The 25,288-nt window shown below is 73.5% G+C and carries 18 protein-coding genes; 2 read left to right on the top strand and 16 right to left on the bottom strand.

Annotation, left to right across the window (positions count from 1 at the left end; genetic code table 11):
• Positions 1-94: 94 nt before the first annotated feature.
• The gene (locus tag HBO46_RS20825; RefSeq protein ID WP_317983886.1) at positions 95-3,685 is read left to right on the top strand and encodes a M14 family zinc carboxypeptidase; all 3,591 of its coding nucleotides are present in this window, start codon (positions 95-97) and stop codon (positions 3,683-3,685) included.
• A 171-nt stretch (positions 3,686-3,856) separates the two neighbouring features.
• Here the strand turns inward: HBO46_RS20825 and HBO46_RS19825 are convergent, their stop codons facing one another.
• On the bottom strand, positions 3,857-5,161 hold the full coding sequence (locus tag HBO46_RS19825) for an HNH endonuclease signature motif containing protein (protein ID WP_166134866.1): 1,305 nt from the start codon (positions 5,159-5,161) through the stop codon (positions 3,857-3,859).
• A 116-nt stretch (positions 5,162-5,277) separates the two neighbouring features.
• Between HBO46_RS19825 and HBO46_RS19830 the strand changes: the two genes are divergently transcribed.
• Complete coding sequence (locus HBO46_RS19830) at positions 5,278-6,033, top strand: tyrosine-protein phosphatase (protein ID WP_166134871.1); 756 nt, start codon at positions 5,278-5,280, stop codon at positions 6,031-6,033.
• Positions 6,034-6,036: 3 nt separating this feature from the next.
• On the opposite strand, the gene HBO46_RS19835 is transcribed toward HBO46_RS19830, so the two are convergent.
• The 15 genes from HBO46_RS19835 to HBO46_RS19905 form a co-directional block, all read right to left on the bottom strand.
• On the bottom strand, positions 6,037-7,209 hold the full coding sequence (locus HBO46_RS19835; RefSeq protein ID WP_224769266.1) for a YihY/virulence factor BrkB family protein: 1,173 nt from the start codon (positions 7,207-7,209) through the stop codon (positions 6,037-6,039).
• 161 nt (positions 7,210-7,370) lie between these two features.
• A complete protein-coding gene (locus tag HBO46_RS19840) occupies positions 7,371-8,531 on the bottom strand; it encodes an acyl-CoA dehydrogenase family protein (RefSeq protein ID WP_166134874.1) in 1,161 nt (386 codons plus the stop codon).
• Positions 8,528-10,528, bottom strand: a complete 2,001-nt coding sequence (locus HBO46_RS19845) for an ATP-binding protein (protein ID WP_166134877.1) — start codon at positions 10,526-10,528, stop codon at positions 8,528-8,530. Before HBO46_RS19845 ends, HBO46_RS19840 begins: the two co-directional genes overlap by 4 nt.
• 7 nt (positions 10,529-10,535) lie before the next feature.
• Entirely contained in the window at positions 10,536-12,119 is a 1,584-nt protein-coding gene (locus HBO46_RS19850; RefSeq protein WP_166134880.1) for an acyl-CoA carboxylase subunit beta, read from the bottom strand.
• On the bottom strand, positions 12,119-13,297 hold the full coding sequence (locus HBO46_RS19855) for an acyl-CoA dehydrogenase family protein (protein ID WP_166134883.1): 1,179 nt from the start codon (positions 13,295-13,297) through the stop codon (positions 12,119-12,121). The genes HBO46_RS19850 and HBO46_RS19855 overlap by 1 nt, the downstream gene beginning before the upstream one ends.
• The gene (locus tag HBO46_RS19860) at positions 13,294-15,060 is read right to left on the bottom strand and encodes an acyclic terpene utilization AtuA family protein (RefSeq protein ID WP_166134886.1); all 1,767 of its coding nucleotides are present in this window, start codon (positions 15,058-15,060) and stop codon (positions 13,294-13,296) included. The genes HBO46_RS19855 and HBO46_RS19860 overlap by 4 nt, the downstream gene beginning before the upstream one ends.
• Entirely contained in the window at positions 15,053-15,880 is an 828-nt protein-coding gene (locus tag HBO46_RS19865; RefSeq protein ID WP_166134889.1) for a TIGR03084 family metal-binding protein, read from the bottom strand. The genes HBO46_RS19860 and HBO46_RS19865 overlap by 8 nt, the downstream gene beginning before the upstream one ends.
• The gene (locus HBO46_RS19870) at positions 15,877-16,518 is read right to left on the bottom strand and encodes a TetR/AcrR family transcriptional regulator (protein ID WP_224769267.1); all 642 of its coding nucleotides are present in this window, start codon (positions 16,516-16,518) and stop codon (positions 15,877-15,879) included. Before HBO46_RS19870 ends, HBO46_RS19865 begins: the two co-directional genes overlap by 4 nt.
• Before the next feature lie 53 nt (positions 16,519-16,571).
• Positions 16,572-19,244, bottom strand: a complete 2,673-nt coding sequence (locus HBO46_RS19875) for an FtsX-like permease family protein (protein ID WP_166134892.1) — start codon at positions 19,242-19,244, stop codon at positions 16,572-16,574.
• Positions 19,244-19,963: an ABC transporter ATP-binding protein gene (locus tag HBO46_RS19880; protein ID WP_166134895.1), complete on the bottom strand. Its 720-nt coding sequence runs from the start codon at positions 19,961-19,963 to the stop codon at positions 19,244-19,246. Before HBO46_RS19880 ends, HBO46_RS19875 begins: the two co-directional genes overlap by 1 nt.
• A complete protein-coding gene (locus tag HBO46_RS19885; RefSeq protein ID WP_153325434.1) occupies positions 19,960-20,115 on the bottom strand; it encodes a hypothetical protein in 156 nt (51 codons plus the stop codon). Before HBO46_RS19885 ends, HBO46_RS19880 begins: the two co-directional genes overlap by 4 nt.
• Positions 20,112-20,702, bottom strand: coding sequence for a PadR family transcriptional regulator (locus tag HBO46_RS19890; protein ID WP_166134898.1), 591 nt, complete (start codon positions 20,700-20,702; stop codon positions 20,112-20,114). Before HBO46_RS19890 ends, HBO46_RS19885 begins: the two co-directional genes overlap by 4 nt.
• Positions 20,703-20,878: 176 nt before the next feature.
• Positions 20,879-21,568: a histidine phosphatase family protein gene (locus HBO46_RS19895; protein WP_166134900.1), complete on the bottom strand. Its 690-nt coding sequence runs from the start codon at positions 21,566-21,568 to the stop codon at positions 20,879-20,881.
• A 184-nt stretch (positions 21,569-21,752) separates the two neighbouring features.
• Entirely contained in the window at positions 21,753-23,960 is a 2,208-nt protein-coding gene (locus tag HBO46_RS19900; RefSeq protein WP_166134904.1) for a 3-hydroxyacyl-CoA dehydrogenase NAD-binding domain-containing protein, read from the bottom strand.
• 33 nt (positions 23,961-23,993) lie between these two features.
• Entirely contained in the window at positions 23,994-25,205 is a 1,212-nt protein-coding gene (locus tag HBO46_RS19905) for an acetyl-CoA C-acetyltransferase (RefSeq protein WP_166134906.1), read from the bottom strand.
• Positions 25,206-25,288 lie beyond the last annotated feature (83 nt).

Genomic DNA, 25,288 nt, shown 5'->3' on the forward strand with positions numbered 1-25,288 from the left:
CGGACACCTCGCTCGCCACCCTCGTCTCCCTCACCGATGCCCGTCGACCGGGCCTCTGCGGCGTACGCGACGCGTCCCTTCGTGAAGGAGTGGCATGTCCCTACCCACCCGACGGCGCCGCTGGAAGGCGCGCGGACCCGCGCTGATCTTCTCGGCCGCGCTGGTCACGTCCATGTTGGCCATCGCCGAGAGCCCCACCGTCACCGCCGCACCAGGAACCCCCGACCTCGTCCTGGAACGCCAGGCCGAGGAGGAGGCCATGGTCGTGGAGGTGCTGCTCGCCGACACCGCCGAGATGGACCGCCTGGTCGCGACCGGCGTCGACCTCGAGCACGGCGTCGAGCAGACCGACGACGGGCTGACGGTCCGCGCGGTCGTCACCGACAGCGAGATCGAGGCGCTCACCCGCGCCGGCTACACGTTCGGCGAGGTGCTGTTCTCACAGGCCGACTCCGCCCGGGCGTTCGCCGAGCGGCAGGAGGCCATCGCCGCCACCAAGGCAGAGAACCGCCCCGGCGTCAAGACCAAGAGCGTCCGCGAGCGCGCGCTCCCGGGCTCCACCCCGCCCGACGCCTCCGACATCGAGATCATCCGCGCCGACTACTACACCGCCTTCGGCGTCGGCACCCTCTCCGTCGAGGCCAAGTGGGACTTCGGCCAGGAGCAGAACACCCCCCTGACCGTCCAGCGCGACAGCGGCCCCGGCACCCCGATGGGCTCCGGCGGCACCCAGACGATCACCCGCTTCGTCGACGCGGGCGTGTACATGTACCACCTCGGCGCCGCGCCGGTGCACGTCGACGTGCGCGGCGAAGCGGTGCGCCCCGACCGGATCCAGATCACCAGCCCCAGCGGCGACGTGACGATCGTGAAGGTCAACGACTGGCTGCGGACCGGCTCGGAGAAGGACCCGTTCAAGGGGCCGGGCTACCAGCAGGACTACATGTCGAAGTACCTCGTGCCCACCGAGCTCTACGCCCGCATCCAGCAGCTCGCGAAGGACTTCCCCGACATCGCCGAGGTCGTCGAGCTCCCGAACCGCTCGGCGGGCTACCGCCGCAAGGCGCAGGCCATGCTTGAGGACACCAACAAGATCACCGCGACGATCGACGGGCGCCAGGTCCAGATCCCGTACGCCGTGGCGTCGAGCGGCGCCTGGGCGGCGCTGCTGCCCACCGCGGAGACCACGGCAGCGCCCGTCGTACTGCGTCGGGTGACGTCGGCGGCGAACGCGGCCTGGCCGGCGGCCACGCCGAGCATGGGCTGTGGACCGATCACCGGCCTGCCCGCCGGCGCGATCGCGGTCATCGACCGCGGTGAGTGCTCGCTGGCCGACAAGGTCCTCAACGCCCAGAACGCCGGCGCGGTCGCCGTCGCACTGGTCAACGCCACCACCGGCCTGGCGTCCGCCCCGAGCGGCAGCGCGACCCCGACGAGCGGCGAGACCCTGACCCTGCCGACCGTCGGCATCTCGCTGATGGACGCGACCCGCATCCGCAACGGCGGCAACGCCGTGACCGGCCAGCTGGTCCCGGCCGAGGTCGTGCCGAACGCCTCGCGGGTCGGCATCGAGTCCCTCGCCTGGGGCCACGAGGGCGGCAACGCCCTCAGCGCGCAGATCGTCGACCCGGGCACGCCCGACGCGGCCCTCGACGTCACCGTGAGCGACAACCGGGTCACCATCAGCGTGGCCACCGACGCGAGCGGCGCGATCACCACCACCGCCATCGACGTGGTCAACGCGATCGCGGCCGACCCCGAGGCCTCGACCCTGGTCGACGCCTACCCGTACCGCGCCGAGGCCGGCACCGGCGTCGTCCGGGCGACCCCGGTGATCGAGCTGAGCGACAACCTCAACGCCCCGGCCTGGGTCTCTCGTGACCCGCACCCGGTCTACGCGCTGAAGATCGGCAAGACCCGGGACGGCTCGAAGCCCGGGGTCCTGGCCTACGCCCAGGAGCACGCCCGCGAGTGGGTGCCGCCCCTGGTCACGGTCGAGGTCGCCGAGCGGCTGCTGCGCAACTACGCCACGCACGCCCCGACGAAGGACCTGGTCGACAACCTGGAGATCTGGATCGCACCGTCCATCAACCCCGACGGAGGCCACTACTCCTTCTTCGACTTCGCCTCGCAGCGCAAGAACCTGACGCGGTACTGCGCCGAGGGCGGCAACTACGACGCCACCGGCCGCAACAACTGGGGCGTGGACCTGAACCGCAACTACACCGAGTACAGCGCCTTCGACGGCTACTCCGGTGCCTCGACCACCGACTGCACCAGCGGCACCTTCGCCGGTCCCGCGGAGCTCTCCGAGCCCGAGGCCCAGAACGTCGACTGGATGATGGCGCGGCCGAACATGCGGTACTCGATGAACATGCACTCCTCGGGCGACTACTTCATGTGGGCCCCCGGGGCGTACAAGGCCGAGGGGCGCGTCACCTCCCCGCGGCCGACCGTCGGCGAGGAGGCCTACTTCTGGCAGGCCTCGAACCGGATCCTGACCGCGATCAAGCGGCACCGCGGCATGAGCGTCACCCCGGCCCGCACCGGGCCGATCGTCGACGTGCTGTACTCCGCGGCCGGCAACTCCGGCGACCTCGGCTGGTACAAGTACGGCCTGTACGGCTGGAGCTTCGAGGTGGGCCGGACCTTCCAGCCCCCGTTCGAGGCACTCACGCCCACCGGCCCCGGCGCCCACGACGAGACGATGGAGTACGCCAACGGCATCGTCGAGCTGCTCCGGGTCGCCCGCGACCAGGACCTCGACGTGACCGGCCCGACCTCGACGCTGCAGTTCGTCGAGACCTCGGACCCGACCCAGGTCGAGTTCGTCTTCGAGACCGACGAGGCGGCGGAGATCTACTACACGACCGACGGCTCGGCGCCCACGGAGGCCAACGCCACCCGGTGGGAGTCCGGCGGCGCCCGCGAGGGCGGCGAGCGGGTCCGCGTCCCGGTCGGCACGCCGATCTACTGGTACGCCGTGGACTCGGCCGGCAACATCGAGTCGGACTACGACCCGGCCGACGCCTCCGACCAGCGCTACCGCAAGTGGATCGCGGACCCGGAGTGGGAGCCGGCGCAGGCCGACGCGAGCGTCGAGCTGTCGATGGCGCCCACCACGGTCAAGCAGGGCCAGAAGTCCACGGCCACCGTCTCGGTGACGGCGACCAACGACTTCGACCTCGCCCCGTCCGGCACGGTGACGCTCAAGGCGGGCGCCGAGACCATCGGCACCCTCACCCTGGGCGCCGACGGCACGGCCAGCGGCCCGGTCGGGCCGTTCCCCACCGCCGGATCGGTGTCGGTCACCGCGACGTACGCCGGTGACGACCTGACCGCCGCCGCCACCTCGGCGCCGGTCACGGTGCGGGTGACCCCCGCGGCCGTCGTGAAGGTCGCCTCGAGCACGAAGGTGCAGAAGGTGACCCCGGCGCGGATCACCCCGACGACCCGGGCCCGCCTGACGGTCAAGGTCACCGCCTCCGCGACCGTGACCGGCAAGGTCGTGGTCCGCTCCAACGGCAAGGTCGTGGCCCGCGGAACCACCAACGCGAAGGGTCGAGTGGTGCTGACGCTGGCACGGCTCGGCAACCCCGGCCAGAAGACCCTCGTGGTCCGCTACGCCGGCAACACGTTGGTCAAGGCGTCCAACGCCCGCACGGTGGTGCGCGTGGTGCGCTGACGCCGGACGAAACGGCAGGACAGATCGACCGGCGGGGCCGGCAGCACCTCAGGGTGCTGCCGGCCCCGTCGGCGTGCGGGCGGGAGCGCGCGCCATTGGTCGAGCTGGTCGAGACCAACGCAGGGGTGTGGCCCCGCCGACTGGGTGCTGGCGGGGTCCGGGGCGGTCGATCTACTCGTCCGGCGGGTGCGCGGTGACGAGCCGGGTGGTGCCGCGGTCCTTCATCAGGTGCAACCCGTGTGGCGATCGCCAGAGGTACGTCGCGGCATCGGTCTTGTCGTAGGTCCACGCCGTGTGGGTCTTGGCCCGATGGTGGCGCCGGCACAACGGAGCCAGATTGCAGGAGCAGGTCGGGCCGCCGTCGTCATGGGCGGTGACGTGGTCGGCGTCGCACCTGCGGGCCGGGCGTTCGCACCAGGGGAACGCGCATACCGGTTGGGCAAGACGGGTCTGCTCGGCGACCCGATCGGGGACCGCGTAGGCGTCGGTGTGGTGGTGGGCCTCGAGGTCGATGACCGGCTTGATCGTCACCTGCGTCTGAGGGTTGGCGCACCAGTCGCGGACCTGCTCGGTCGACACGATGGACCGGGTCTCCTCGACGTGCGCGACCCCGGCCTCGTCGCGGCTGATCGCGGCGTGGGACAGATGGACGTGGATGACGACCTGGCGCGGCTTCACCACCGACGCGGCGCCGTCACCGGCTTCGGTGCGCAGGTCGAACGCGAGCTGGCGGCGGGCGAGCTCACCGGCGGCCATCGAGCGGCGCACGTCCAACGCCTCGGCGGACCCGAGCGCGGCCAGCTCCTCCGCGCCCTGGCGGATCGCGGCGTCCAGGTCGATCGCGTCGGCCAGGTCGAGGACACCCTCGACGTGGACGGTGCCGTCGTGGGTGGCTTCGCGCGTGTGGACGTCGAAGCGGCGGCCGTCGGCGGCAGCGAGGCGTTCCTTCTCCGCACCCTCCGGGTCGAAGGCGACGCGGGCCTGGTCGACGACCCGCTCGATCGCGGCCCAGCTGATCTTCCCGACGAAGCCGGCGAGCTGGCGGTCCACGAAGTCCGCACCGTCCAGCGGCAGGGTGGTGGTGAGCTGCGCGAGTCGCCGAGCCTTCCACAGCGGCACTTTGCCGGCGCGGACCAGCTTCCAGGTCCGCTTCAACCGGTGGGCCAGCTCCAGCGCGTCACCCACCAGCGAGCGGGCGGAGTCGGTGGACAGGCCCAGTGCGGCACCGAACTCCATCGGCGCGAACTCCGCCACCAGCGGGGTACCTTCACCAGCCAGCGGGACGGCCAGCTCGCCGAACACCAGACCGGTCGTCGGGATCTGATCGGCGACCGACTCTTCGGGGTGCATCGACGCCCACACCAGAGCCGCCTCCAGGACATCGATCTCCGCCCGCTGGGCCGCCGCCCGACGGGCCTGCGCGAACGCCAGCACGGCGGCTGGGGAGTCGCAGTCGGGGAGCTCGGGGTCGGCCATGCCTCATCCTACTCGAACGCACGTTCGACGACAAGAGGTTTCTCCACCGCGGTCTCGACAAGCTCAACCAACGGGGAACACCAGTCGCCCAACGAGGCGGCCTCTATCCTGCGCCCATGAGCGAAGCGGAGGACCTGGTCCGACTGGCGTCGGCGGACAACTTCCGCGACGTGGCGGGGCCGGGGCACCGGGCAGGGGACGGGACGCCGCTTCGTACCGGGGTCTTCTACCGCTCCAACGAGCTGCGGCTGACCGATGAGGACGCCGCATCGATCGCGGCGCTCGGGGTGAGCGCGATCCACGACCTGCGCACGGGTGCGGAGATCGAGCACCGTCCGGGCGTGGACGTGCCCGGGGCGACCCGCCACCACGTCGACGTCCTCGGCATCCCGTTGGAGGAGATCACCGGGCTCCCCGACGCGGAGGCCGGTGTGGCGCTGATGGAGCGGGTCTACCGCGGCTTCGTGGAGGAGCCGGCGACCCGCGCCGCGCTCGGCACCCTGCTGACCTCGCTGGCGGAGGAGGGCGTCCACCTCTTCCACTGCACCGCCGGCAAGGACCGCACCGGCTGGACCGCCGCGCTGCTGCTCCACGTCGCAGGTGTGGCGGACACGGTGGTGCTGGCCGACTACCTGCTCACCAACACCCGCGCCGCCGCGAGCCGCGCGGCCACCCTGCGCCTGATCGCCGAGACCAGCGGCCCGGAGGGCGCGGCGATCTTCGAGCCGGTGCTGCTCGCCGACGCCGACTACCTGCACACGGCGTACGCCGCGGTGGAGGCGCGCTACGGGACCCGCGAGCGCTACCTGCTCGACGGCCTCGGCCTCGAGCCGCAGGTGCTGGACACCCTGCGCACCCGCCTGCGCGGCTGAGGCTCAGCGCCGGGGCTCCCGCGGGAGCTCGCCGGGCACCTCGTCGGGCACGTCGCCCGACAGCCGGTCGACCTCGACCTCGGGCTCGTCACCCGGCAGCCGGCCCATCCGGTCCAGCTCGCGCTCGCTGTGCCCGGCGTCCACGTCCTCATAGCCCGAGAACTCCAGGGGCAGCGTCGGCTCGTCCTCGGCGTCCGGCTCGTCGGGGAGGTCCAGCGGCGACGGGCCCCAGCTGACCCGCACCCGCTCGAAGCTCTTGTGCCGCTGGGAGCGGACATAGCTGGCGTAGGCGCGCCGGTCGGCGTCGGTGAGCCGGACCCGGTCGGTGAACGCGGTCAGCAGCGCCCGCGGCCACAGCTTCCGCACCGCCACCACATTGACCTCGATGCCGATCACCGCCATCGCCGCGGCCATCCACAGCACCCCGATCAGACCGAGGACCAGGGCGAAGGTCTTGTTCATGTCGCTGGTCTCGGCCAGGACGTTGGTGACGTAGAGCGTGCCGAAGTACTGCAGGGTCTGCCACAGGACCGCGATCACGAACGCCCCGGGCACCGAGCCCCACAGCGGGTGCGAGCGGGCCAGCCCCATCCGCATCACGACCGCGAGCACGAGGGTCGTCGCCAGCACCGTGACCACCACGATCGGCCAGCGGTACGACGCCACCCGCTCGCCGAACACGGTGGCCTGGCTGAGCGCGGAGCCCAGCGAGAGCGCGAGCAGCGCGAACCCGACAGTGAAGATCAGCCCGATACTGCGCAACCGCAGCAGGATCGGGTTGGGGCGCTTGTTGCGCGGCACCGCCCAGGCGACGTTGAGCGCGTTCTGCACGGCGGTGCCCAGCCCGAGCGCGCCGTACAGCGCGACGCAGACGCCGACGACGACACCGCCGGTGGAGCCCTTGATCCCGCCGGGGCGGCCGAGCTGGTCGCCGATGATCGGGAACTGCCCGAGCGCGGAGTCGAGCACCTTTTCCTGCAGCGCCAGGTCGCCCTGGAGCACGAAGCCGAGGATCGAGGTGGCGAGCAGGAGCAGCGGGAAGATCGCGATGAAGGCGTAGTAGGTGATGATCGCGGCCAGGTAGTTGCCCTGGTCGTCGGAGTACTTGTAGATCACCGCGAGCGGGAAGCCGAGCACCGGGACCCGCTGCTGGGTGCGGTCCACTCCCTCGCTCACTCGTCCCACGGTCCTCACGCTACCGGCGTCATGCCAGCAGCGCGGCCACCATCGCGGTCACCTGCGCGGTCACCTGCCCTCGCCGGCGCGATAGTCCGCCACACCAGGGTCGTCATCGGCGCGATTCACGACCCCTGTGTGGCGGACTATCCGCACCCCGGTCAGTACGACTTGGGCAGCCCCAGGGAGTGCTGGGCGACGTAGTTGAGGATCATCTCGCGGCTCACCGGGGCGATCCGGGTGACCCGGGAGGCGACCAGCAGGCCGGCGACGCCGTACTCCTGGGTGGCGCCGTTGCCGCCGTGGACCTGCACCGCGGAGTCGACGGCCTTCACGCAGGCCTCGCCGGCGGCGTACTTGGCCATGTTGGCGGCCTCGCCGGCGCCCGCGTCGTCGCCGGCGTCGCACAGCGCGGCCGCCTTCTGCGTCATCAGCCGGGCCAGCTCGACCTCGATGTGCGCCTCGGCGAGCGGGTGCGCGACGCCCTGGTGGGCGCCGATCGGGGTCTTCCACACCGTGCGCTCGCGGGCGTACGTCGTGGCCTTGTCGAGCGCGTAGCGGGCCAGGCCGGTGGCGAACGACGCCGCCATGATCCGCTCGGGGTTGAGACCGGCGAAGAGCTGGAAGATCCCGGCGTCCTCGTCGCCGACCAGGGCGTCGGCGGGCAGCCGCACGTCGTCGAGGAAGACGGTGAACTGCTTCTCCGGGCTGACGATCTCCATCGCGATCTCCTGGGCCTCGAAGCCCGGCGCGTCGGTGGGGACCACGAACAGGCACGGCTTGAGGTTGCCGGTGCGCGAGTCCTCGGTGCGGGCCACGACCAGCACGTGCTCGGCCTCGTCGACGCCGGAGATGTAGACCTTGTTGCCGCTGAGCAGCCAGTCCTCGCCGTCGCGGCGGGCGGTGGTGGTGATCCGGTGGGAGTTGGACCCGGCGTCGGGCTCGGTGATCGCGAAGGCCATCGTGGAGGTGCCGTCGGCGATGCCGGGCAGCCAGCGGCGCTTCTGCTCCTCGGTGCCGAAGCGGGTGATCACGGTGCCGCAGATCGCCGGGCTGACCACCATCAGCAGCAGCGGGCAGCCCTGGGCGGCCAGCTCCTCACAGACCGCGGCGATGTCGCCGATGCCGCCGCCCCCGCCGCCGTACTCCTCGGGGATGTTGATGCCGAGGTAGCCGTTGCGGCCGATGTCGAGCCACAGCTCGGTGCTCTTCTCGCCCGCGCGGGCCTTGCGGGCGAACCAGTCACGGCCGTAGGTGCCGGCCAGCTTGGCGACCTGGCGGCGCAGCTCCTGGCGCTCCTCGGTCTCGGAGAAGGTGGTCATCGGTGCTCTCCTTCATCAGGGGTATCGGTGCGGGCCTCGACCACCGCGAGGACGGCGCCGGCCGCGACCTGCGCGCCCGGCTCGACATCGAGGACGGTGAGCACCCCGTCGGTGGGTGCGCTCACGGTGTGCTGCATCTTCATCGCCTCGAGCACCAGCAGCGGCTGCCCGGCGCGGACCGTGGCCCCCACCTCGGCGGAGACGCTGACGACGCTGCCCGGCATCGGGGCGAGCAGGGCGCCGCGCGCGGCGGCTCCCCCGGCCTCGGCCGGGTCGGGCAGGCGGGGCACCCGCTCCAGGCGCACGTGGCCGGTCGGGGCGTCGACCTCGACGACCTCGTGGTCGCGCGGACCGCTCACCGCGACGTCGTACGACGTGCGTACGCCGGCGCGCTCGAGGGTGACCCGGGTCGGGCCGGCGGCCACGACGGTGAGCGCGGCGCCCGGCTCGGCTGCCTCGACGGTGTAGCCGGTGCGCCCGCCCCACCAGGCGACCGCGACCTCCTCCTCGCCGCGGCGGAAGGTGGTGCGCTGCGGGGCGGAGACGACGTTGCGCCAGGCGACCGGGATGCCGCGCTGCACGGTCCGCGCGGCGGCGGCCCGCTCGGCGAGGGCCAGCGCGGCGGCGACCGGGGCGCCGGGGTCAACGGCGACGCAAGCGGGGTCGGCGGGCTCGGCGAGGTGGTCCCCGAGGAAGCCGGTGCTCAGCTCGCCGGCGAGGAACGCCGGTGAGGTGAGCACGGCGACCAGCTGCTCGCGGTTGGTGACCACGCCGTGCAGGCGGGCGCGGCGCAGCACCCCGGCGAGCAGCCGGGCGGCCTGCTCGCGGGTCGGGGCGTGGGCGACCACCTTGGCCAGCATCGCGTCGTAGTGGGTGGTGACCGCATCGCCCGCGGCGAACCCGGCCTCGACCCGGATGCCCGGCTCGGCGGGCACCTCGAAGGCGGTCAGCACCCCGCTCTGCGGCTGGTGGCCGCGCGCGGGGTCCTCGGCATAGAGGCGCACCTCGATCGCGTGTCCGTCGGCCCACGGCTCCCCGCCGACGGTGTCGGTGGCCCCGGCACCGAGCGCGCGCCCCTCCGCGACCTCGAGCTGGAGCTGCACCAGGTCCAGGCCCAGCACCTCCTCGGTGACCGGGTGCTCGACCTGGAGACGCGTGTTCATCTCCAGGAACCAGAACCGGCCGGTCCCCGGGTCGAGGAGCAGCTCCACGGTCCCGGCGCCGACGTAGCCGATCGCCTCCGCGGCCCGGCGCGCGGCCTCCAGCACGCCCCGCTCCACCACGGCGGACAGGCCGGGCGCGGGCGCCTCCTCCACGATCTTCTGGTGGCGGCGCTGCACCGAGCAGTCGCGCGTGCCGAGCACCGCGACCCGCCCGTGGGTGTCGCCGACGACCTGGACCTCGACGTGCCGGCCGCGCTCGACGTACGGCTCGACGAAGACGGTGCCGTCGCCGAACGCCGCGGCCGCCTCGGCCCGCGCCCGCTCCAGCTCGGCGGGCAGGTCATCGAGGTCGCGGACCACCCGCATGCCGCGCCCGCCGCCGCCCGCGGAGGCCTTGACGAGCAGCGGCAGGTCCGCGGCGGTGGGCAGCTCCGGCGCCTCCAGCACGGGTACGCCGGCGGCCCGGACGACCTGCTTGGCGCGGACCTTGGCGCCCATCTGCTCGATCGACTCCGGGGCCGGGCCGACCCAGGTCAGCCCGGCCGCCAGCACGGCGCGCGCGAAGTCGGCGTTCTCGGAGAGGAAGCCGTAGCCGGGGTGCACGGCGTCGGCGCCCGCGTGCCGGGCGGCGTCGATGATCAGGTCGGCGCGCAGGTAGGTGTCGGCGGCGCTGGTGCCGGGCAGCCGGACCGCGTGGTCGGCCTCGGCGACGTAGGGCAGCGACGCGTCGGCGTCGGAGTGCACGGCGACGGTCTCGATGCCGAGGCGGCGGCAGGTGCGGAACACCCGCGCGGCGATCTCGGCGCGGTTGGCCACGAGCAGGCGGGTGATCATCGAGCCCTCACATCCGGAAGACGCCGAAGGAGCCGGCGTCGGGGTCGGGGGCCAGGGCGATCACCGAGAGGCAGATGCCGAGCACGGTGCGGGTGTCGCGGGGGTCGATGACGCCGTCGTCGTAGACCATCCCGGAGAGCACGAACGGCAGGCTCTGCTCCTCGATCTGCTGCTCCACCATCGCGCGCATCGCGGCGTCGGCGGCCTCGTCGTAGTCCTGGCCGCGGGCCTCGGCGCCGGCCCGGGCGACGATCGACAGCACGCCGGCCAGCTGGGCGGGCCCCATCACCGCCGACTTCGCGCTGGGCCAGGAGAAGAGGAAGCGGGGGTCGAAGGCGCGCCCGTTCATGCCGTAGTTGCCGGCGCCGTAGGAGGCCCCGACGAGCACCGAGAGGTGCGGGACGGTGCTGTTGGCGACCGCGTTGATCATCGCCGAGCCGTGCTTGATGATGCCGCCCTGCTCGTAGCGCTCGCCGACCATGAAGCCGGTGGTGTTGTGCAGGAAGAGCAGCGGGGTCCGCGAGGAGTTGGCGAGCTGGATGAACTGGGTGGCCTTCTGGGCCTCCTCGCTGAACAGCACGCCCTGGGCGTTGGCCAGGATCCCGATCGGGTGGCCGTGCAGGCGCGCCCAGCCGGTCACCAGCGAGGTGCCGTAGAGCGCCTTGAACTCGTCGAAGGCGACCTCGTTGCCCGGCCCGGGGCCGTCGACGACGCGGCGGACCACCTCGCGCGGGTCGAACGGCTCGCGCAGGTCGACCGGGACCACGTCGAGGAGGGTCTCGGGGTCCACCTCGGGCTCGGCGTACTCGGTGCTGGTCGCCGGCTCGGGCGCGGCGCAGTGCTCACGGCCCAGCCGGGCCACGATCCGGCGCGCGATGCGGATCGCGTCGTGCTCGTCCTCGGCGAGGTGGTCGGCGAGCCCGGAGACCCGGGCGTGCATCTCCGCGCCGCCGAGGGCCTCCTCGTCGGCGTCCTCGCCGGTGGCCATCTTGACCAGCGGCGGGCCGGCCAGGAACACCTGCGCGGCCCCCTTGACCATCACGGTGTGGTCGGAGAGCCCCGGCACGTAGGCGCCGCCGGCGGTGGAGGAGCCGAAGACGACCGCGATCGTGGGCTGGCGCCGGGCGCTGGCCCGGGTCAGGTCGCGGAAGAGCCGGCCGCCGGGGATGAAGATCTCCTTCTGGGTCGGCAGGTCGGCGCCCGCGGACTCGACCAGGGAGATGAGCGGGAGGTCGTTCTCCGCAGCGATCTGGTTGGCGCGGAAGATCTTGCGCAGCGTCCAGGGGTTCGAGGCGCCGCCGCGCACCGTGGGGTCGTGGGCGGTGATGAGGCACTGCACGCCCTCGACCACCCCGATGCCGGTGACGACGCTGGCGCCGACGGCGAAGTCGGACCCCCAGCCCGCCAGCGGGCTGAGCTCGAGGAACGCCGAGCCCTCGTCGAGGAGCAGCTCGATGCGCTCGCGCGGCAGCAGCCGGCCGCGGGCGTGGTGGCGCGCGACGTACTTCTCCCCGCCGCCGGCGACCGCCTGGGCGTGGGCGGCGTCGAGCTCGGCGACCCGCTCCTGCATCGCCGCCCGCGCCCCGGTCATCAGGAGTAGCCCAGCAGCTTGGCGGCGAGGTCGGTGAGCACCTCGGTGGCGCCGCCGCCGATCGGCAGCAGCCGCGCGTCGCGGTAGTGCCGCTCGACCTCGGTGCCGTGCATGTAGCCGGCGCCGCCGAAGAGCTGCACCGCCTGGTCGCAGACGTACGCCGCGGTCTCGCACGCGGTCTGCTTGGCCAGGCAGGCCTCGGCGATCACCATCTCGCCGGCGGCGTGGCGGCGCGCGACCTCGTAGGTGTAGGCGCGGGCGACCTCGACCTGGCGGTGCATCTCGACGAGCTTGTGGCGCACCGCCTGGCGCTTGATCAGCGGCTCGCCGAAGGTCTCGCGCTGGCCGGCGTACTCCTTGGCCAGGGCCAGCGCGCGCCCGGCGATGCCGTAGCCGTGCACCGCGAGCGCCATCCGCTCGACGACGAACTGCTCGGCGATGTACCAGAAGCCGGCGTTCTCCTCGCCGACCAGGTTGGCCACCGGCACCCGCACGTCGACGAAGGACAGCTCGGCGGTGTCGGAGCAGCGCCAGCCCATCTTGTCGAGGCGGCGGTCGACGGTGAAGCCGGGGGTGTCCTTGTCGATCACCAGCAGGCTGACGCCGCCGGAGCCGGCGCCGCCGGTGCGCACCGCGGTCGTCACGAAGTCGGCGCGCACGCCGCTGGTGATGAAGGTCTTGGCGCCGTTGACTACGTAGTGGTCGCCGTCGCGCACGGCGGTGGTGCGCAGGTTGCCGACGTCGGAGCCGCCGCCGGGCTCGGTGATCGCGAGCGCGCCGATCAGCTCGCCGGCCAGGGTCGGGCGCACGTAGGCGTCGATGAGCTCCGGCGTGCCGTGGGCCGCGATGTGCGGCAGCGCGATGCCGTTGGTGAACAGCCCGGCCATCAGGCCACTGGAGGCGCCCTCGGCGAACATCCCCTCCTGCAGCGCGATGGTGTCGAGCAGGTCGCCGCCCTCGCCGCCCACGGACTCGGCGAAGGAGACGCCGAGCAGGCCCTGGCGCGCGGCGGCGCGGTGCAGCGCCCGCGGGATCTCCCCGTCGTCCTCCCACTGCTGCAGGTGCGGGGCGACCTCCCGGCGGGTGAACTCCTGGGCGGTCTCCTTGAGGGCGGCGCGGACCTCCGCGGCCTCCTCGGGGGTGCGCTCGTCGGTCGTGGGGTCGGTCGTGGCGGTCATGCGAGGTCCTCCTGGACGTGGACGGTGCGCGATCGGACCCATTCGCCGAGCCCCTTGGCCTGGGGGTCGAACCGCGTCGAGGCGGCCACCCCCCGCCCGAGGAGCCCGTGGATGACCACGTTCACGGCGCCGAGATTGGGCAGCACGAAGACGTCGATGTCGAGGTCGGTCGCTTCGGGGACGAGCTCGCGCACCTTGCGTGGGCTGATGAGCTTGGCCAGCCAGGTGACCCGCTCCGCGTGGCCCGCCGGGCAGGCGGGTGCGTCGTGGGCGATCCAGAGACCGAGGTTGGCGTCGCCGCCCTTGTCGCCCGAGCGGGCGTGGACGAAGGTGCCGAGCGGCATCCGGCGGGTCAGCGAGTCCGCCGGGGCGGGGTACGGCGAGGGCCGGCGCCCGGCGTCGCGGACCTCCGGGTCCTCGGCCCCCGGGCCGAAGGACGGCGGGTCCGGCACCGGTTCGCGGCGCCCGTCGGCGTGCACGACGGTGTGCGCCGCGGCGGCCCGTTCGACGTACGCCGCGCGGTGCACGCCGTACGCCGTGGGCGGGCCGGGGGGCGCGGTGAGGCTGAAGCCGGGGTAGGAGGCCAGGCCGAGCTCGACGCAGGCCGCGGTGAACTCCTTGCCGACCGGTCCGGGCTCGGGGTCGAGCACCGTGCAGCGCAGCAGCGTGGAGGCGGCCTCCTCGGTGTCGGCGCCGGGCTGGGCGCTGCGGGCGCCGGACCAGGAGACCTCGGCGGCGCGCAGGCGCGGGGTGAGCTGCTCGCGCACCCAGTCGGCCTTGGCCTCGACGTCGAGGCCGGTGAGCACGAACTCGACGCTGTTGCGGTGCCCGCCGAGCTCGTTGACGCCGACCTTGAGCGCGGCGGGTGGCGCGTCGCCGCGGGTGCCGGTGATCGCGACCCGGTCGCGGCCGACCTGCTCGAGGCGGACCGTGTCGAGGCGGGCGGTGACGTCGGGGCCGAGGTAGCGGGCGGACTGGATCTCATAGACCAGCTGGGCGGTGACGGTGTCGACGGTGACCCCGCCGCCGGTGCCGTCGGGCTTGGTGATGACGCTGCTGCCGTCCGCGGCGATCTCCGCGAGCGGGAAGCCGAGCGGCAGCGCAGGGTCGCGGCCGTCCTCGAAGAGCCGGCGGAAGCCGGAGAAGTTGCCGCCGGTGGCCTGGGTGCCGCACTCCAGCACGTGGCCCGCGACGACGGCGCCGGCCAGCTCGTCGTACGCGTCCGGCGCCCAGCCGTGGTGGGCGACCGCGGGGCCGAGGACCAGCGAGGCGTCGGTGACCCGGCCGGTGAGGACCACGTCGGCGCCGCCGCGCAGGGCGGCCGCGATGCCGAAGCCGCCGAGGTAGGCGTTGGCGCTGAGCGCGCCCTCCGGGCCGAGGGAGTCGAACCGGCCGCCGGTCAGGTCGTCGCCCTCGACGTGCGCGACCGCGACGTCGAGGCCGAGGCCGCGGGCCACCTCGCGGACCCGGTCGGCGAGCCCGGCGGGATTGAGGCCGCCGGCGTTGCTGACGATGCGGACGCCGCGCTCGAGGGCGGCGCCGAGGCTCTCCTCGAGCTGGCGCACGAAGGTGCGGGCGTAGCCGAGCGCGGGGTCGCGGCGCCGGTCCTTGCCGAGGATCAGCATGGTGAGCTCGGCGAGGTAGTCGCCGGTGAGGACGTCGAGGTGGCGGCCCTCGACGGTGCCCTCGACCATCTCGCGCATCGCGGAGAGCCGGTCGCCGTAGAAGCCGGAGCAGTTGCCGACGCGCAGGACCTCAGCCATGGGGGCTCCTCGCGTCGGCGCAGCCGGCCGGCTCGCGACCGGGGCCGGGCGGGCCGGCGAAGGCCTGGGCGATCTCGAGCCAGCGCTGTGCGTCGGGCCCGGTGGCGACCAGCGCCGTGTCGTCGCGGTGGGCGCGCTGGGTGCTGAGCAGGCAGAAGTCGTACGCCGGGCCGCTCACGCGCTGGGCGGCGTCGGCCGGGCCCCAGGTCCACATCGCGCCGGACGGGCCCTCGAGCTGCACCCGGAACGGCTCGGCCGGCGGGGTCTCCCCGCGGACGGTGAACGCGTGGTCGCGGGTGCGGACGCCGAGGTGGGCGACGTGGCGGATGCGGTCGGTCGGCGCCGGGCGGGCGCCGAGCGCGTCGTGGACGTCGAGGCCGTGCGCCCAGGTCTCCATCAGCCGGGCGGTGGCCATCGAGGCGGGCGTCATCGGCGGGCCGTACCACGGCATCCGCTCGCTCGACGGGTGCGCACACAGCGCCTCGCCGAGCGCCGCGCGGGCGGCGTCCCAGTGGGCCAGCAGCTCCGTCGGGTCGAGGCGGGCGAGCTCGTGGGCGCCGTCGTCGACGTACGACGCGGGGTCGGTCAGGGCGCGGGCGACCTCGGCGTCCCAGGCCTCGCGGCCGGCGGGGGTCCGCGCGGCGGCGGCGAGCGCGGCCCGCTCGTCGGTCCAGGCGAGGTGGGCGACCTGGGTGGCGATGCTCCAGCCCGGCGCGGGGGTCGGGGTGGCCCAGGTGTCGGCGTCGAGGCCGGCGACGACTGAGCGCAGCTCCGCGGCCTCGGCGTCGAGGTCGGCGAGCAGGTCCCCCAGGAGCGTCATGACGCGCTCCCGTCGAGGGCCTCGTCGAGGACGAGCGCCCAGCGGTCCAGGACGCCGGCGCGGCGCCGGGCGTCGTCGGTGAGGGTGTCCGCGAGGCCGAGGCCGCGAACCAGGTCGAGGGTGGCCTGCACGAGCTCGCGCACCCCCGGCACCGACTCGTCGGCGCCGAGCAGCTCGACGGTGCGCCGGTGCAGCTCGCGCCCGACCTTCTGCTCCAGCGGGGCGACGGCGGCCATCAGGGTCTCGTCGGTGCGCGCCGCCACCCACAGCTCGAGGGCCGCGGTGAAGACCGGGGAGGTCACGTGGTCGGCCAGCATCTGGAGCACCGCGCGGATGCGCTCCGGGCCGGTGGGCAGCTGGGCCGCCGCCGCCTCCAGCTCGCGGGCCCGCACGTCGGCCACGTGCTCGACCGCCGCCACGACCAGGGCGTTCTTGGTCGGGAAGTGGTGCAGCTGGGCGCCCCGGCTCACCCCGGCGCGCTCGGAGACCAGCGTGGTCGAGGTGCGGCTGAAGCCGCGCTCCGCCAGGCACTCCACGGTCGCCTCGAGCAGCCGGGCCCGCATGGCGCGGGTCCGCTCCTCCTGCGGCACCCGCGCGGGCGCAGGGGCGGCGGCGGGATCGGACGACGAGCTGCTCATGCCCCCAGCATGAGCCCGGCATCAACAAACAGTCAAGCCTGACTTTTTCTGTCTCAGTCGATGCGCGCGACCATCGGCAACCGACCCCGTGTCGTGGCAGCGACCAAGGCGGCGGTCAGCAGCGGCAGCCCGACGACGATCGCCCCGATCAGCAGCCACGGCACGTCGAGGAAGTGGTCCGGCAGGTCAGACCCCTCCGGCCGCCCCGCGCTGGTGAGTGGATAGGTGACCGCCCAGCCCGGCACGAACCCGACGGCCGCCCCCAGGACCGAGCCGACCAGGCCGACCACCAGGGCGTACGACGCCGCGACCGCGCGCCGCAGCCGCGGCGCGGCACCGACCGCGGCCAGGGTCGCCAGGTCCCCGCGGGCGTCGGACAGCGCGAGCGAGGTCGCGGTGAGGGTGCCGGCCAGCATCAGCACCGCGCCGAGGACACCCAGCCCGACCTGCACCAGCGTCGCGGACGCCGGCCGCTCGTAACCCCGCTCGACCTCCACCTGGGCGCCCGGCGCGATCGTGCCCAGGGCCTCCTCGAGGTCGCGCTGGGCCCCCCGGTCCACCGACCCGGCCACGGTCAGGCCGACGGTCACGACGTCGAGGCCGAGCTCCTCGGCGACCTCCGGGGAGAGGACGGAGCGGATCGTCCCGACGTCAGGTGCGACCCGGACCACCGCGACCGGCGCCTGCACCCGTCCACGCTCGCGCCTGCGGCCCGGACCGTACGGCGTCCGCTCGACCCTCACCGTGCCGCGCGCGGCGGGCACCGCCCTGGTATCGAAACCGACCGCGCCACCGGCCGCGAGGGCCCGGGCGGCCCGCTCCCGCTCGGCGGCGGAGATACCGGGCAGGGCCGCGGGCAGCCGGTCGCCGACAAGGGTGGCGGCCCCCAGGGCCCCGCCCCAGGACTCCAGGGCCCCCTTGCCGGCGGAGGTCTGGACCATCACCTCGAGGTGTCCCGTGTCTGTCTCGTCCACCACCCCGTCGATCCGGTCCAGGTCCACGCCCGGGAGCTGCCGCTCGACCGCGGCACGCACCGCCACCCAGTCCGTGGTGAGGTCGGCGTACCCGGTGTCGGGGTCGGTGACCGTGACTGCTGCCGCACCGTGGCGCAGCGCGGCCGTGTAGGTGGCGGCATTCTCCGCCTCGTCGCTGGCCGTGGCGATGCCGAGCGCCACCACCCCACAGACGGTCGCGGCCACGGCGGAGACGGCGGGGACCGTGCGGCTGCGGTGCCGGGCGGCGTCGCGCACGGCGTACCGCAGCGGGAGCGGGAGGGCGCGGCCCAGCCGCGCCACGGCCATGACCACCACCGGCACGAGCAGCGCCATGCCGAGCACGGCCAGGATCGTGGCGCCGGCGATCCGGACCTCTCCGCCGGACGAGCCGCCGGTCGCGGCGCCGGCGAGGCCCAGGCCCAGCAGGACCAACCCGAGGAGCGGGAACCGCAGGGAGGCCGGCCCCTCGCCCCGGCGTCCGCCGAGCACCGCGACGACGTTCTGCCGGGAGGCGATCCACGCCGGCGCCGCCGCTGCCAACAGTGCGGCGCCGACACCGAATCCAGCAACGAGGAGCAGCAGCAGCCACGGCACGTCGAAGGGGCCGAACCGCTCCCCCGACCAGCGCTGGACCAGCGGCACGGTGACGGCCGCGAGGCCCAGGCCGGCCACGATCCCGACGACGGCAGAGAGCCCGCCGACCACGACCGCGGTGCCGAGGACGACCCGGCGCGCCTGCGCCGGCGTCCCGCCGGCGGCCGTGACCAGGGCGATCGTGCGTGCCTGACGCCGCGCCCCGACCGCGAACGCCGGCCCGGCCAGCAGCACGACCTCGAGCAGGATCATGACCACCACCAGCGCGATGATCGTCGGGACCACGTCGTCGTCGTACGTCGCGAAGGCGAGCGCCTCGGCCGGCGGGTCCTCGACCACCGCGCGGGAGAGCACGTAGGCGCCCAGGGCGTTCAGGGTCCGCACCTCCTGCCACGTGACCGGTCCGCCGCCGACCAGCCAGGTGCTGGTCCGGGGCGGGTCGTCCGCGTCCTTCGCGGCGGGCGCCAAGGAGCCGGGCAGGCCGACGAGCTGTTCCCAGGGGCCGCGCGCGGCATCGTGGGCGATCCCCACCACGCTCAGGGCGCGCCGCTCCACCCCGTCCGGGCCGAGCACGCCGATCTCGTCCCCGACGGCGAGGCCGCGCTCGGCCAACGGCTCGGTGATCACGACCTCGTCGATCGAGCGTGCGAAGCGACCGGCGGTCAGGTCGAAGAGTCCCTCCGCGAGCGGGTCGGCCGCGTCGAGCTCGTTCGCGCCGGCGCTGACGACGCCGTCCCGCGTGGCCACGAGCACCTCGGAGTACCTCGTCTCCAGCGCCGGCACGTCCCGGCCCAGGGCCTCGCGCACCTGCGCGAGGGTGGGGCGGTCCCGGCGGGGCCTGGTCGCCCACCCGCCGCTCGTGTCGGGGTCGACGCCCTGCTCGACGTCGACGACCCCGTCCTCCACCACGATCTGGGCGTCCGCGGCTCCCAGCCGGCGATCGAGCCCCTCCCGGGTGGAGACGTCGGCGGTGCGGAGCACGACGGCGGTCGCGGTGACCGCGAGGACCGGCAGCATGATCATCACGACCATCAGGACCGCGCGCCGCTTGGCGCGCCAGGACTCGCGCCAGGCCAGCCGGACCGCGACGCGCCAACCGCCCGCCCAGCCGGAGAGGCGGCCGGCCCGTGCGCGCATCACTGGACGTGCCTGGGGCCGAGCAGGCCCTCCACCGAGGCATTGCCGCTCTCGTCGACGATCACGCCGTCGCGCAGGAACACCACCCGGTCCGCCCAGGCCGCGTGCCGCGCCTCGTGGGTCACCATCATCACGGCGGCGCCCGCGTCGCAGCGCGAGCGGAGCAGGCGCAGGATCTCCTCGCCCGCCTCGCTGTCGAGGGCGCCGGTCGGCTCGTCGGCCAGCATCAGACGCCGCTCGCCGACCAGCGCGCGGGCGATCGCGACCCGCTGCTGCTGGCCGCCGGACATGTCGTCGGGGAACCGGTCGGCCAGGTGCTCGACGCCGACCTCCGCCAGCACCTCGAGCGCCTCGGCCCGCGCCGCCCGGCGGCGTACGCCGTCCAGCTCGCGGGGCAGGGCGACGTTCTCGGCGGCGGTCAGCGCCGGGATCAGGTTGAAGTCCTGGAAGACGTAGCCGATCGAGGTGCGCCGCAGCCGGGCCCGCGAGGCGGGGCCGAGACCGGCCAGCTCCACGCCCTCGACCCGGACGGTGCCGGTGGTCGGCTCGTCCAGGCCGCCGGCCAGCGTGAGCAGGGTCGACTTGCCCGAGCCGGACGGACCCATCACCGCGACCAACTCGCCGGGAGCGACCTCGAGACTGATGCCGCGCAACGCGTGCACCTCGGCGATTCCGCTGCCGTGCACGCGGGTGAGCCCCTCCAGCGACAGCACGCTCATCGGCCGGACTCCTCGTCGCGCTCGCCGGCCGGGGCCGGGGCTCGGCCCGGCGCTTGGGCGGGCTCGCGCAACCGGTCGCGCGCCTGCTCCAGCCAGTGGCGCTCGGCGCGACGCATCGCGATCACGGCCTCCGAGCCCAGTCGCTCGCTCATCGCCGCACCTGCTTGGCGGGCCGCGACGCAGGCGCCGGCTGCGGCGTACCGGCCGGGCGGGCGAGCGCCGCGCGGCGCACCCGGGCCTCGGTGTGGTCCAGCCACCGAATCTCGGCCTCGGCGGCGAAGACCAGCGAGTCCAGGACCAGGCTCCAGGCCAGGTCGCCGACGTCCTGCTGATCCGGGGCCGTGCGCTTGAGCCGGGTGTAGTCCTGCAGCGCGCCCATCGTGGCGACCCGCTGCTGCTGGATCACCGCGGCGACGTCGACGCCGGAGACGGTCACGGCCAGCGCCAGCTTGATCGCGAGCTCGTCGCGCGGGGGCTGGCTACGACTGACCGGGGTCGTGAACCAGCTGCGGGCCTCCTCGTGCCCGGCCTCGGTCAGCGCGTAGTGGACGTGACCGCCCTCGTCCGCGCCGGCGGCGACCACCAGGCCGTCGCGCTCGAGCCGGGTCAGGGTCGTGTACACCTGCCCCACGTTGAGCGGCCAGGTCGCCCCGGTGCGCCGTTCGAACTCGGCGCGGAGCTGGTAGCCGTACATCGGCCCCTGCTCCAGCAGGGCCAGCAGGGCGTTCTTGACCGACATCGCGGACCACCTTCTGTCTCGGTTGCCGCGACCGTATACCGGATATGCATACCGCGTATAGAGATTCGGTTGAATCGAGGGTTTGGACCGTTGAGTCGAGGGTTGGAACCGTCGAGTCGAGGGTTTGGACCGGACCGGCCGCACGAAGTCTCGACTCGACCGTCAGAAGTCTCGACTCAACGGTAGGTAAGCAGGTCCCCGGCGAGGTGGGGGTGCTCGTTGAAGCTCAGCAGGCGGGGGCCGGTGGAGCCGACGACGATCCGGGTGACGCCGGAGTTGACGACCACGGTGTTGAAGCGCGACCAGAGGTGGGCGGTCAGCGCCGCGTCCCCGTCCCCCGCGCCACCCACCAGCGTCGCCACGGCGGCGGCGACCGGGCCGCCGGAGGTCACCGCGACGACGACCTCGCCGCTACCGGCGCGGGCGGTCGCGCGGCCCAGGGACCCACGCACGCGGCCCAGGAACGCCGGCCAGGACTCGTCGTACTCCGCGTCGTGGGTGCCCGCGCACCAGCGCGCGGTGGCGCGCTCGAAGGCCGCTTGGAAGGCGCGGCGGTCAAGCTCCGCATGCGGTACGCCGGGGTCCGCCGCGACCACGGCGAGGTGGTCGAACTCGTCCCAGCCGGCATCCACCTCGGCACCCGCGGGGTCCCACTCCGGGGCCCCGGCGGCTCCCTCGAGCATCGCCTCGAGCGTCTCACGGTGCCGGCGCATGTCGCCGCGCAGCAGCGCGGTGGGCACGATCCCGCGCGCGGCCAGGTCGGCGCCCAGCGCGCGCCCCTGCTCCCAGCCCGCGGGCGACAGCACGTCGTAGTCGTCGGCCCCGAAGGAGGCCTGGCCGTGGCGCACCAGCAGCAGGAGACCCATGCGCCCGCACGCTAGAGCATCGCCGCGGCCACCCTCGTCGACGACTGCGCACATGTACTTCTCCGCGCAATTGCGCAGTTGCGTGCAACCCGCGGCCGAGCCCGCCACAACACCCCCCGACACACCAACCGGCGCCGACCCCGCTGATGCGGGACCGGCGCCGGTCAGGGAGTGCGGGCTGCGATCAGGCCGGGAACGACCCGCCGCTGGCGGCGAGCTCGCGCAGGTACGCCGTGGGGCGGAAGCGGTCGCCGTACTTCTCGGCCAGCTCGTCGGCGCGGGCCACGAAGGCGGCCAGGCCGATCTCGCCGTCGGCGCCCTCGTAGCCGGTCATGAACTGCGCCGCGCCGCCGGTCATGGGCGGGAAGCCGATGCCCATGATCGAGCCGATGTTGGCGGCCGCAGCGGAGGTGATCACGCCCTCCTCGAAGCACTTCGCGGTCTCGAGCGCCTCCGCGAACAGCATCCGGTCCTTGCAGTCCTGGATCGAGGGCTGCTCCTCGGCGACCGGGAACAGCTCGGCCAGCCCCGACCAGATCGAGCCGCGCTTGCCGGACTCGTCGTAGTCGTAGAAGCCCTTGCCGCGCAGCCGCCCGGGGCGACCCGCCTCGATCATCCTGTCCACCACGACGGTGCCCGGGTGGGCGTCGTACGTCGAGCCGTCGCGCTCGGCGGCGGCCTTGGTCGCGGCGGCGATCTTCGACATCAGCTCCAGGTTGAGCTCGTCGGAGAGCTGCAGCACCGGGGCCGGGTAGCCGGCCTGGGTGGTGGCCCGCTCGATGGTCCAGGGCTGCACGCCCTCGGCGAGCATCGCCATGCCCTCGTTGACCATGAACCCGATGACCCGCGAGGTGTAGAAGCCGCGGCTGTCGTTGACCACGATCGGGGTCTTGCGGATCTGCTGGACCACGTCGTAGGCCTTGGCCAGCGCGACGTCGGAGGTCTCCTTGCCGCGGATGATCTCCACCAGCGGCATCTTGTCGACCGGCGAGAAGAAGTGCAGGCCGATGAAGTCCGCCGGGCGGTCCACGCCAGTGGCGAGCTCGCTGATCGGCAGGGTGGAGGTGTTGGAGCACAGCAGCGCGTCGTCGTTGACGTACGGCGCGACCTCGGCGAACACCTTCGCCTTGAGCTCGGGGTCCTCGAAGACCGCCTCGATCACCAGGTCGCAGCCGGCGAGGTCGGAGGCGTCCCCGGTGGGCAGGATCCGGTCGAGCAGCTCCTGGCTCTTCTCCTCGGTGAGCTTGCCGCGGCCGACCGCCTTGGCGTTGATCTTCTCGGAGTAGGCCTTGCCCTTGGCGGCGTTCTCGGCCGAGACGTCCTTGAGCACGACCTGCATGCCGGCGCGGGCGCAGACGTAGGCGATGCCGGCGCCCATCATGCCGGCGCCGAGGACGCCGACCTTGGTGGCCTTCCACGGCTCGATGCCCTGCGGGCGCAGCGAGCCGGACTTGATCGCCTGGAGGTCGAAGAAGAACGCCTGGATCATGTTCTTGGCGCCCTGGTTGATCACCAGGTTGGTGAGGTAGCGCGACTCGATGCGCGAGGCGGTGTCGAAGTCGACCTGCGCGCCCTCGACCGCGGCGGACAGGATCGCGCGGGTGGCGGGGTAGACCGCACCCTTGGTCTGCTTGCGCAGCAGCGCCGGGAACGCCGGCAGGAAGCCGGCGAGCGCCGGGGACTTCGGAGTGCCGCCGGGCATCTTGTAGCCCTTGGCGTCCCACGGGTTCTGCGAGGCCTCGGGGTTGGCCGCGATCCACGCCTTCGCGGCGGGGAGCAGGTCCTCGCGCGAGGCGACGAGCTCGTCGATGAGGCCCTTCTCCTTCGCGGCGGCCGGCTTGAACTGGGCGCCGGTGAGCAGCACCTCCATCAGGCCGGACTGCAGGCCGAGCAGGCGCACGATCCGGGTGACGCCGCCGCCGCCGGGCAGCAGGCCGAGGGTCGCCTCGGGCAGGCCGAGGGCGATCTTGGGGTCGTCGACCGCGATGCGGTGGTTGCAGGCCAGGCAGATCTCGAAGCCGCCGCCGAGCGCGGCGCCGTTGATGGCGGCGACGACCGGGCGCGGGAAGGTCTCGAGGCGACGCAGATCGGCCTTGATGCCCTCGGCCATCTCGAAAACGTTCTGCGCGTCGTCCTTGGTCGCGGTGACCATGCTCTTGAGGTTGCCGCCGGCGAAGAAGGTCTTCTTGGCGCTGGCCACGACGACGCCGGTGATCGACTCGGGGTCGGCCTCCAGCTCGGCGTACAGGCGGTCGATGGCCTCGGCCATCGACGACTTGTACAGCTCGTTCATGGTGTTGGCGCTCGCCGTGGGGTCGTCGAGGGTCAGGGTGACGATGCCGTCGGCGTCGCGCTCGTAGCGGACGGCCGACTCAGTGGTGGTGGTGCTCATCGCTGTATGGGTTCCTTCGGTTCGAGGGGCCGGTCAGACGATCTCGACGATGGTGGCGATGCCCATGCCGCCGCCCACGCAGAGCGTGGCGAGGCCACGGCGCAGGTCGCGGCGGCGCAGCTCGTCGACGAGGGTGCCGAGGATCATCGCCCCGGTCGCGCCGAGCGGGTGGCCCATGGCGATCGCGCCACCGTTGACGTTGGTGATCTCGTCGGTGATGCCCATGTCGCGCATGAACCGCATCGCGACGGCGGCGAACGCCTCGTTGATCTCGAACAGGTCGATGTCGGAGACCTCGAGACCGGCCTTGGCGAGCGCCTTGCGCGCCGCCGGGGCCGGGCCGGTGAGCATGATCGTGGGGTCGGCGCCGGAGACGGCGGTGGCGATGATCCGGGCCTTCGGGGTCAGGCCGAGCTGCTGGCCGACCTCCTCGGAGCCGATCGCGACCAGGGCCGCACCGTCGACGATGCCGGAGGAGTTGCCGGCGTGGTGGACGTGGTTGATCCGCTCCACCCAGTGGTACTTCTCCAGAGCCACGTCGTCGAAGCCGGCGTCCGCGCCGATCTGCGCGAAGCTCGGGCGCAGCCCGGAGAGGCTCTCCACGCTGGTGTCGGGGCGGATCAGCTCGTCGGTGGCCAGCACGGTCAGGCCGTTGATGTCCTTGACCGGTACGACGGAGTCGGCGAAGTAGCCGTTGGCCCAGGCCTTGGCCGCGCGGTGGTTGGACTGCGCAGCGTAGGCGTCGACGTCCTCGCGGCTCCAGCCACCGAGCGTGGCGATCAGGTCGGCACCGATGCCCTGCGGGACGAAGCCCGACTTCAGCGCGGTGGCCGGGTCGGAGGCCCAGGCGCCACCGTCGGAGCCCATCGCGACGCGGCTCATCGACTCCACGCCGCCGGCGAGGATCAGGTCCTCGAAGCCGCCGCGCACGCGGGACGCCGCCTGGTTGACCGCCTCGAGCCCGGAGGCGCAGAAGCGGTTGAGCTGGACGCCCGCGACGGTGTCGGGGTAGCCGGCCGCGAGCGCCGCGGTCTTCGCGATGTCGCCGCCCTGGTCGCCGATGGGCGAGACGACACCGAGCACGACGTCGTCGACACGCTCGGGGTCGAAGGAGGGATTGCGGTCCTTGATCTCGTCGAGCAGCCCGACCACGAGGTCGACCGGCTTGACCTCGTGCAGCGAGCCCGCCGCCTTGCCCTTGCCCCGCGGCGTACGAATGTGGTCGTACACGAATGCTTCTGCCATGACCGTCCTTGCGAAAGATGTGTCGATGGTCGGGCCTCGGCCCGGGTTGGTCCCTTGATTGTGACACCATTAGTGTCACGGTC

This window comes from Nocardioides ochotonae (assembly GCF_011420305.2).
Classification (GTDB): Bacteria; Actinomycetota; Actinomycetes; order Propionibacteriales; family Nocardioidaceae; genus Nocardioides; species Nocardioides ochotonae.